Here is an 8,512-nt window from a genome sequence, read left to right on the forward strand (position 1 = left end):
AGGCGATCAGAGGGAGACGCTATGTCCGATTCATCTCTTCCCGCCCGGCCCGATCTCGATCAGTTGCGCCGACGCGCCAAGGAGTTGCGCGACGCCGTGCGTCGTGGGGATTCGGCCGCGCTGGCGAGGTTCGCTACGCATCACTCAACGGCCGAGCCGGATACGGTCAGCTTGGCCGCCGCGCAGTTCGTCATTGCCCGTGAAATGGGCTTTCCCAGTTGGCCTGCGCTCAAGGCCGCCGTGGATGCCGACGCGGGCGCGCGTCGGCGGGAGCTGGCGTTCTTGTCCGCGTCGATCGAGGCGCGCGCCGGGCGGGCCGCGGAGATCCTTCTCACGGAGCCGGGTATCGCCGAGTGCAGTGTCCGCGCGGCGGCCGTGCTCGGCGATGTCGGCGCGGTGCGCGAGGCGCTGACCCAGAATCCCGCTGTGGCGGTGGAGGTCGATGACGAGCGCGGTTGGCCGCCGCTGCTCTACGCCTGCTACTCGCACTGGCACCGGCTCGACCCGGAGCGGGGAGCCGGGCTGGTCGAGGTGGTGCGCCTGTTGCTGGCCGCACGGGCATCGGCGAACACCAACGACGGGGGCCGCCCCCGGTTGTACTCGGCGCTGCGCGGAGCGGTGGAGTCCGTCAAACCCGAGGTCACCGGACTGCTGCTCGACGCCGGTGCCCATCCCGACCTGGGCCAGCCGGTCGTCGAGGCGATCTCCCACGGCGACCACAAGTCGCTGGGGCTGCTGCTGTCCCACGGCGCGCGGATCACCGGGACCTGGGCCCTGGGCGCGGCGGTCTTCCACGACGATGCGGTGGCGATGCGGCTGCTGCTCGACACACTCACCGCGCGCGGGCAGGACGCGGCCGGCGCGGCGGGCGAGCAGCTGGTCGAGGCGGCGGCTACCGCGTCGCTCCCGCTGATCGACGCGCTGCTGGATGCCGGAGCCGATCCGCGGGCCGCTGGCGAAGACGGCACCTCGGCGGTGCGCTCGGCGGTGCGCGCCGGACACAGCGAGACCGCCGCGCGGCTCACCTCCCGCGGTGCCATCGACGATGCCACGCAGGTCGACCGATTCCTCGGCGCCTGCCTGCGCGCCGAGAGCGAGAGCGCGCGGCGCCTGTTGGCCGAGCATCCCGGCCTGCCGGGCCGACTCACCGAACGCGACCGGGCCGCGATCCATCAGGCTGCCGCCGACCGGGACACTGCGGCGCTCTCGCTGATGCTGGAGCTCGGATTCGGTCACGATGCGCGCGACGAGTCGGGCGAAGCGCCGCTGCACACCGCCGCCTACCAGGGGAACGCGCAGGGGGTTCGGCTGCTGCTCGCGGTCGGCGCCGAGGTCGACGCCCGCGATACCAGGTTCGAGGCGACCCCGCTGGCGTTCGCCACCGTCGGCAGCGGCGAACAGGACGGCGAGCCCGGCGACTGGATCGCCACCGTCCGCCTGCTGCTGGAGGCCGGCGCCTGCCGCCGCGACGTGTGGGTCACCGGCAAGCCGCCGAGCCGAGAGGTCGCGCAGCTTCTCAAGGGCTACGGCATCGGCCCCGAGCAGGACGGCGGGGGGCACCACGGGGACGAAGAGCCCGGCACGGCACCGAGCGCCGTCACCGACGCACCGGCCCCGCTGGGCGATGACGTGCTCTCCGAGATCGCCCGGCACATCGAGGCCGCCTGCCGGCACACCGATCTGGATCTGCTCGCCTCGCTGCTGCACCCGCAGGTGCACTGGACCGGGCTGTGCCGTAGCAGCGCGCAGGTCCTCGACTGGTACCGGCTCGCCCTGGCCGACGGCACCGCGCCCACGATCGAGAGCCTGGAGGTCGACCGCGGCGCGGTCATCCTCGGGCTGACACTGACCCGCCCCAACGAAGGCGCCCGCCCCGCGCCGCCGCACCGGCTCTACCAGGTCTTCACGGTAGACGGCGCGCAGATCGTCGAGATCCGCGGTTACCCGGACCGCCGCAGCGCCCTGACTCGCGACTACTGAGGTTCTCGACTTGATGACGTCAGGCGTTGTTGATCGCGAGCCCTCCGTCCAACTGCCCTCCTACGCGCCCGATCCCAGCAACGACAACAAGCCGAAATCGTCAGTAGGCCGTGACATGGGAGGGGCATCCTGCAGTGTGCGGCTGGCCGGTAGCACTCCCGGTCAGCTGAGTAGGCGTGACGAGGAGGACGCGTGGGTGGGAGCGATCCGCACATCCATGTCGAGTCGAAGGTGGGCCACGGCAATGCCGCCGTCCGCAACGTGCTGGCATCCACGTTCGGTCTGGTGGGTGACCTGCCGAGCCTCGTCACTACTGGATGCGGAGTGCGGGTGCCTTACGCGATGACCTCGCCGCGCCGGGACAAAGTCACCTCGCTTGCCGGGAGCATGCCCGGCGCGAGCACCTGCGCTTCGCGGAGCGCGTTGAGCGCTTGGGCAGCATGTCCGCACTCCCAGCCAGGCGGCGACTCGACCCGCCGCCCAGCTGAGACCGTAAGCGCACGTTAGCCCCGGTCAGACCTGTTAGATCCAATAGGTCCAACCGGGGCTGACGTGCGAGCTGTCAGGTGAGGTCGGCGGCGTTGTCGTCCCAGAACCTGCGGCGGATGTCGTCCTGGGTGGGCCGTGCCGCGGCCAGGACCAGCGCGCGCTACGGCCTGCTCATTCCTCCGTTCGGCGCAGGGCAGAGCGACCCGGGTGGCTCCTGATCGTTGCCCGGCCATGACGGACTTCGAGACGTGGATGGCCGAGGTCGCGGGGCGGCCCGGACCAGGTGAACAGCGCCTTGACCAGCTTCGCGTCGGAGACGGGATTGACGGCCTGACCGATGCGGAAGCCGCGGCGTGGCTGTTGAAGGTCATGGCCGACTACCGGCGCGAGCCCGCGGGCTGGCAGGTGCGCGTGCTCGTCGGGCGCACCGGTCCGGAGTGCACCGGGCCCGTCCCGTCGACCGGCCGGTTCAACGCGACCGTCGCCACCGTCATGGACCAGGCGCAGGCCCTCGCCGACACCACCCGCAGGCCCGTGAAGGTAATCCACGGGGTCCACGGCAAGCCGGACTGGTTCCTGCGCACGCTGGCGAAGTACGCCGCCGGCATGGGCCCCTTCACCACACCAATCTGGGGCGTGATCCCCAGCCCTGTGGGGCGGCCACCGTGTCGTCCGAGCACGGTCGGGCGCGACGTCAGTAACCGGCGCTGATCAGGTAGTCCGCCAGGTTCTCCACGATGGAGGTTGCTTCAGGGGCCTGGATCGGAGCCACGTACAGGCCGATGAGGATCGCCTGCGTTGTCTTGACGACGATGGCGCCGTCGGACTGCTTCTTCAGGTAGATCGACCGACCGTTGGCCTGGAGAGTGAAATACTTCTGGCCGCCGATCTTGAGGCCGAGGGCCAGCGTTCCTTCCGTGTCCTCGAATGCCTTGCGGATGGAGGCTTGCTCGCCGGCGGAAATCGATAGCCCCGGGGAGGCAGCCCAGATCGCGCCCTCCTGCCCCAGGATTGCTCCCTGGCTGATCTTGCCTGAGCCGACCATGTTGGTGTCGACGTACGCCTGCCAGCCCACCTGCAGCCCCTTGTTCAGCGGATCGGCCACCGCGCAGCGGGAGCCTGCGACGCCGGACGGCGCCCAGCAGAATCCTGCACGAAGCCGATCACGACGTGGAACGGCGCTTTGAGACAAACCGCAGATCAGCGGACAGCCGCCGGGTGCGTATGGAGTCGCCGGTGAGTCCCGTTGCGGATCACCAGCAAGTTCGCGAGATTCGAGACTTGACAGCACCTAGGCCAGGCATGGGCTGACCCTTGGGGAGGATCGGAACGGCCAGTAGCGCGGCGGTGAGCCGGCGACCGAACATCCCGTTCACTGAGGGCGACGCGGTGGGCGGCAGGACCGCCGGCGGCGTCGGAGCCACCAAGCCACGGCCCCCGCGGTCAGCAGCGCGGCGGCGGTGACCGCCCACCAGTTGCCGAGCCAGGCGGCGAGCGCGCCCGAGACCGCGGCGACGATCAGGGCGGGCCCCACGCAGCAGACGATTGCTGCGGCGGCGACGGCTGCGAGCAGCGCCGCCGTTCCTCTCCGGGCGCTCGGATCGCGGCGTTGCGGCGGGTTCATGGCGGTCCGGCTTACTGTGCGGGTGCGGCCAGCAGGGGGCCAAAGATGTCCGCGCCCAGGCGCTGGGCCTCGGTCTGGTCCAGGACGGCGCCGCTGATGTCGGCGTGCTGCCCGGTCCACTGCTCGGCGGTGACGCGCCCGGTGAAAAAGCGCAGGTAGCCGCAGCACACGGCGGCCGCCGGGCCGGTGCCCGGGCGTGCGCCGTAGTAGACCACCGCAGTGGCCGGCTGCCAGGTGGTCTTTCCGCCGGTGAACTCCACACGGACCAGGTCGCCGGTGACCGGGTCGGTCGAGCTGATGACGGCATCGGCGCCCAGCATGACCGGGATGCCGAGCGCGTCGATCGCGCACATCGACCACACCGTCGGCCCGTCGGCGATCTGCACGACGTGCTCGGTGGCGGTGGCGGAGAACGGGTACGCGGCCTGGATGCGGCCGGTGTCGTCCAGGGTGACGAAGTCCTCGGCGGCCAGTTCTGCGAGCACCCGGGCGGCCGGTACGGCGAAGGGCTCGGCCGCCGCCTCCAGCTCGGCCTGCTCGGGCGGGGCACCGGCGGCGGCGAAGGAGCGCAGGACGGCCTGCTGCACCGCCCGAAGACCACCCTCGATCGGGGCGAGACGACCCCGCCCGGCTCGGCCGGCCGCCCGGTCCGCGCCGCCAGTGGCAGGAGTGCCAAGCACCCGCCGCAGCTCCTCGACGGAAGGCGCTCCGCCGAGGCGGCCGTCCGCGCCACGGTAGAGCCGGCAGGACACACTGGCCGCGGCGCCCGGGACGGCGAACGGGTCGCGGCCATCGACCAGCAGCGTGGGAGAACCGTGCATGCCGCGCCGTTCCGCCTCCGCCTGGTCGTCGACCACGTGCTCGGTGAGCTCCACGTCCGTACGCCCCGCGAGGGCGAGGGCCAGCCGTTCCCGCAGCACCGGGCCGTTCGGGCAGTCCGGGACTGTCACCATTTCCACCTGCATCAGCGCCACCTCCCGATCAGGCGGCCCACGCTAGACCTTCCACTGCACTGGAAGGTCAAGGCTACGGTGGAGGTATGCGCATCGGAGCCCTCGCCGCCGCCACCGGAACCACCCCCAAGACCCTGCGCTTCTACGAGCAGGCCGGGCTGCTGGCGGACCCGCCCCGCACCTCGGGTGGCTACCGCGACTACCCGGCCCATGCGCGGGCCCGGGTCGGCTTCATCGGCTCCGCCCAGGCGGCCGGCCTCAGCCTCGCCGAGATCCGCGACGTCCTCGCGATCCGCGACGGCGGCCACCTGCCCTGTGCTCACGTCACCGAACTCCTCAGTCGGCACCTCGCTGACGTCGAGCACCGGATCGCCGAACTGGAGGCGACCCGCGCCATGCTGCGCGAGCTGACCCGCACCGCTTCCGCAACCGACCCCGCTACCTGTACCGAGGGCGACATCTGCCGCATCCTCACTGCTGGCTGAACGGACACGAGGGCCCCTGGGGAGGATTGCCCAGCTGGCCGCGGTCAGACTCCAACGGCTCGGACTACGCCCTGTGGCCGCCCGAGCAGCAACGCCCCCTGCCAGTGCTGCCCGACCCCGTGAACATTTCGACTCCCGGCCCGCCGCCGAATGCCTCCCAAACTCCCGTTCTCGTGAACAGAGCCAGCGCCGCGAGTGTCTCTTCTCATCGAACCGAGTCGGGCCCGTTCCGTCTCAACGAATCCAGTCGTCGCAGGCCAGCGGGCGGGAGCGAGCGGACCACTCCATTCCACAAGCGCGGCGCTTGGCGAACGCTCGACGGCAGGCCGACTGCTCCGCGACCGCCTCCGCCCTCGCATTGATCATCTTCGTGCTGATGCTCAGGCTCTTCGCCCACGACGGCACCAGCCCCCACCGCAGCTGCCGCAACTGCCGGGGCACCTCGCCGGTATCGCGTTCGAGGCAGATCACCGATGGCTCAGCCGCAGCGGCGGCCGACCGTCTCTTCGACGGCAGTCAGACGCCGTACCGCCGCTGGTCCCATCCCGGGAGCCCGACCGATTCCGGCGCCTGGCAACCACCCGGCCCGCCGGGCGATACTGAGCCCATGACCGTGCAGTCCCCCTCGTCTCCGGTACCGAACGCGTTCGAGCTGTTGTGTGCGCAGTACGTGAAACGGCTGCCTGCTCATTTGGAGGCCCTTGCCGGTCCCGCGCGCGGCACGGTCGACCCGCCGCTGCACGTGGTGTGGTCGGGCCGCCGCTCCTACACGCTGGAGCAGCCGCGTTCTCGGATGGGCCTGTACCGCACACGCGCACTCGCCGACCGCGGCGCGGTCCGCGACCTCATCGACGTCCACGCCGCAACCCGGCATCGCTCCACCGCCGACCTGGAAAACCTCGGCCGCCGCCATGCCCGCTTCGAACTCAGCCTCCACGACCTACGCGACCGCCTCGCCGGCGCCGAGTGGTGGGATGACCAGGACTTCACCGACTACGGCCTGAGCCCTGAACAGGTAGCGGACCTGCGCGCTTGGGCTCTGGCCTGGGCCGGCGACCTCGATACCCGGCTGTACGCAGGGGAAGACCCGGACGACAACTGACCTCTGCCATACGCGTTCTGGCTCACGCGTCGGTGTGGTCGGGGTCGTCGGGGATCGCGTCCAGGAGGTGGGGGCCGTTGTTGCGCACGTTGTTGACGGCGGTGGACACCGGCCGGGCGTCGAGGCGGCCGGCGGCCGGCGTGCCGGTCGTCGGTCATGGTGGGTGAGGTGCTGCGGAAGCGCTTGTCTTCGTCGACGCACCTTCGCAGGGCGTTGGGCCACACCAGTGGCTCTTTCGGCAGCCGGAAGGTGTGGCTAGGTGGCTGTGTACCAGGCGACGGCGGTCAGGCGTTGTCCAGCAGTGACGGGGGTGACTTCGTGGCGGGTGGTGGCGGGGAAGGCGACGAGGGTGCCGGCGGGGCCGGTGACGTCCATGGCCTCGTCGGTCTCGGTCGCCGGGCCCGTGGAGCGGTGCAGCAGTAGACGCCCGCCTGCGTAGCGTTCGTCCTGCGCGGGGTTGTTGTCGGGGTGCTGGGGGTCGGAGAGGAAAAGGACGGCGGTCAGGTCCCGGGCCCTGATTTGAGGGTGGAGGGGGTCGTTGGTGGTGTCGGTGTGGGGGCGAAAGAAGCTGCCAGGACCGTAGCTGAGGATGTCCGGCGGCTGGCAGGCTCCCACGGGCCGGCCGAACCATGCAGTCAGCTCCGTGCGGAGGGCGTCGAACCGGCCGGCCAGGAGTTTCCGGGTGGCCTGCGGGAGTCGCATCGCCTGGGTGTTGCGCACGGCAGGCTTCACAGCCTCTTTGCCCTGGCCGAGGGTCACGGTGGCGGGTGCGCTTTTCAAGTGCTGCAGGTGCTCATGCAGTCTTGCCAGTTCTGCCTCAGTGAGGAATCGGGGTCGGATGAAGGGCTGCACGTAGGTCGTGGGCGCACTCATCTGCGGCCTTTTCTCCTGTCAAACCGTACGGCGGCGCGCCGACGGGTCGGGTGTCGAGGTGTTGTCCGGCGGGCTCATGGTGGGCGCTGAAGTCCACATTCACGTGGGCGCCGGGGTGAGTGCGACGTGGTGGCGGTGAATGCCGACTGCGACCGGCAAGCACAGCCTCCCGGTCTGGCCTCGCCCCAGCCGCCGAGGCGGACACGCTCCGCTCCGGCGGGGGCAGGAACGTCTGTGTGTGGTTGTAGGTCCCCTCTGGCGCCCGCAGGACCCGACGGGCCAAGCGGGCATCGGTCACCATCACGGTGCGCCGGTTGTACCACCGGCATGGCAGCAGCGGAACGGTCTCGGGAGGGAGCAGCATCCGGTCCGAGCCGCACTGGGCGCTGCCCGGACCGGCCGCACTGACAGCGGCGGACACGCACTGCCCACCCCAGGCCCCAGCTACGCCTGGCCAGCCACTGCCTGGTCCGACTCCGGCCACACCAATGGCGGGACCTGCTCTTCCTCCGGGGGCACGGACTCCCCCGGCTGGCCCGGGCCCCCGGCCCCCACGGTTCCAGGCCCCCCGGCTCCCCCATGACGTATTCGCAGCTGGGCAGTGCCTCCAACTCCACCGGCCCGGTCACGTTCGAGCCTGCGGACATGGCATTCCTCCTCGCAGCAGTAAGGGATGGAACACCAACAACGCTGCCCGGCCTCGGGCCCACTACACCCCCAACAACAGAGACTGCCTCAGGAGTGAACGGCATCCAGCCATGAGCCCGTTTGACTGGTGGAGAGCACTTATCCAAAGGCTGCGGTATTCCGGCCTTCGGACGGCGTTCGTGTGCAGGAACCCGTGTGTTGAGCCGAGGATTTGAGGGACGGGCCGCCCGGTCAGCTCTGGCAGCCGCAGTCGGACGCAGTCTTGGCTTCGGCGATCAGCCCTTCTGGGCCGGGCGGCTGGCCGCGCTGGGCACCGCCACCGCGCCCGTCCCCGTCAAGAAGCTCTCCGAGGAGCGGC

General features: G+C 70.8%; 8 protein-coding genes and 2 pseudogenes. 4 read left to right on the plus strand and 6 right to left on the minus strand.

The genetic code is table 11. The features are described 5' to 3' along the window. Positions 1-21 precede the first annotated feature (21 nt). On the plus strand, positions 22-1,980 hold the full coding sequence (locus ACO1BR_RS39860) for an ankyrin repeat domain-containing protein (RefSeq protein WP_426799999.1): 1,959 nt from the start codon (positions 22-24) through the stop codon (positions 1,978-1,980). A gap of 720 nt (positions 1,981-2,700) precedes the next feature. Beyond that, complete coding sequence (locus tag ACO1BR_RS39865) at positions 2,701-3,180, plus strand: hypothetical protein (protein ID WP_426800000.1); 480 nt, start codon at positions 2,701-2,703, stop codon at positions 3,178-3,180. Here the strand turns inward: ACO1BR_RS39865 and ACO1BR_RS39870 are convergent. The 3 genes from ACO1BR_RS39870 to merB form a co-directional block, all read right to left on the minus strand. Beyond that, positions 3,164-3,574, minus strand: coding sequence for a profilin (locus ACO1BR_RS39870; protein WP_426800001.1), 411 nt, complete (start codon positions 3,572-3,574; stop codon positions 3,164-3,166). The genes ACO1BR_RS39865 and ACO1BR_RS39870 overlap by 17 nt on opposite strands. Before the next feature lie 267 nt (positions 3,575-3,841). Then, positions 3,842-4,093: a mercury transporter gene (locus ACO1BR_RS39875; protein ID WP_426800002.1), complete on the minus strand. Its 252-nt coding sequence runs from the start codon at positions 4,091-4,093 to the stop codon at positions 3,842-3,844. A gap of 11 nt (positions 4,094-4,104) precedes the next feature. Continuing rightward, positions 4,105-5,058, minus strand: coding sequence for an organomercurial lyase (gene merB / locus ACO1BR_RS39880; protein WP_426800003.1), 954 nt, complete (start codon positions 5,056-5,058; stop codon positions 4,105-4,107). A 74-nt stretch (positions 5,059-5,132) separates the two neighbouring features. Between merB and ACO1BR_RS39885 the strand changes: the two genes are divergently transcribed. Then, positions 5,133-5,531, plus strand: coding sequence for a heavy metal-responsive transcriptional regulator (locus ACO1BR_RS39885; protein WP_426800004.1), 399 nt, complete (start codon positions 5,133-5,135; stop codon positions 5,529-5,531). 234 nt (positions 5,532-5,765) lie between these two features. Here the strand turns inward: ACO1BR_RS39885 and ACO1BR_RS39890 are convergent, their stop codons facing one another. After that, on the minus strand, positions 5,766-6,002 hold the full coding sequence (locus ACO1BR_RS39890; RefSeq protein WP_426800005.1) for an SOS response-associated peptidase family protein: 237 nt from the start codon (positions 6,000-6,002) through the stop codon (positions 5,766-5,768). A 334-nt stretch (positions 6,003-6,336) separates the two neighbouring features. Between ACO1BR_RS39890 and ACO1BR_RS39895 the strand changes: the two are divergent. Further along, a pseudogene (locus ACO1BR_RS39895) lies at positions 6,337-6,633 on the plus strand (nucleotidyl transferase AbiEii/AbiGii toxin family protein); the annotation flags it as partial. 22 nt (positions 6,634-6,655) lie between these two features. Here ACO1BR_RS39895 and ACO1BR_RS39900 read toward each other — a convergent pair. Together ACO1BR_RS39900 and ACO1BR_RS39905 are read right to left on the minus strand one after the other, a co-directional pair. Continuing rightward, a pseudogene (locus ACO1BR_RS39900) lies at positions 6,656-6,775 on the minus strand (SOS response-associated peptidase); the annotation flags it as partial. 113 nt (positions 6,776-6,888) lie between these two features. Continuing rightward, positions 6,889-7,353, minus strand: a complete 465-nt coding sequence (locus ACO1BR_RS39905) for a 2OG-Fe(II) oxygenase (RefSeq protein WP_426800006.1) — start codon at positions 7,351-7,353, stop codon at positions 6,889-6,891. Positions 7,354-8,512: the final 1,159 nt, after the last annotated feature.

Origin of the sequence: Streptomyces sp. YGL11-2 (genome assembly GCF_050054615.1) — a bacterium.
Taxonomy (GTDB): domain Bacteria; phylum Actinomycetota; class Actinomycetes; order Streptomycetales; family Streptomycetaceae; genus Streptomyces.

Excerpts from the sequence above, each read along its gene's own strand:
- ACO1BR_RS39860 (WP_426799999.1), top strand. The coding sequence starts at position 22 with ATGTCCGATTCATCTCTTCCCGCCCGGCCCGATCTCGATCAGTTGCGC.
- ACO1BR_RS39865 (WP_426800000.1), top strand. The coding sequence starts at position 2,701 with ATGACGGACTTCGAGACGTGGATGGCCGAGGTCGCGGGGCGGCCCGGA.
- ACO1BR_RS39875 (WP_426800002.1), bottom strand. The coding sequence starts at position 4,093 with ATGAACCCGCCGCAACGCCGCGATCCGAGCGCCCGGAGAGGAACGGCG.
- merB (WP_426800003.1), bottom strand. The coding sequence starts at position 5,058 with ATGCAGGTGGAAATGGTGACAGTCCCGGACTGCCCGAACGGCCCGGTG.
- ACO1BR_RS39885 (WP_426800004.1), top strand. The coding sequence starts at position 5,133 with ATGCGCATCGGAGCCCTCGCCGCCGCCACCGGAACCACCCCCAAGACC.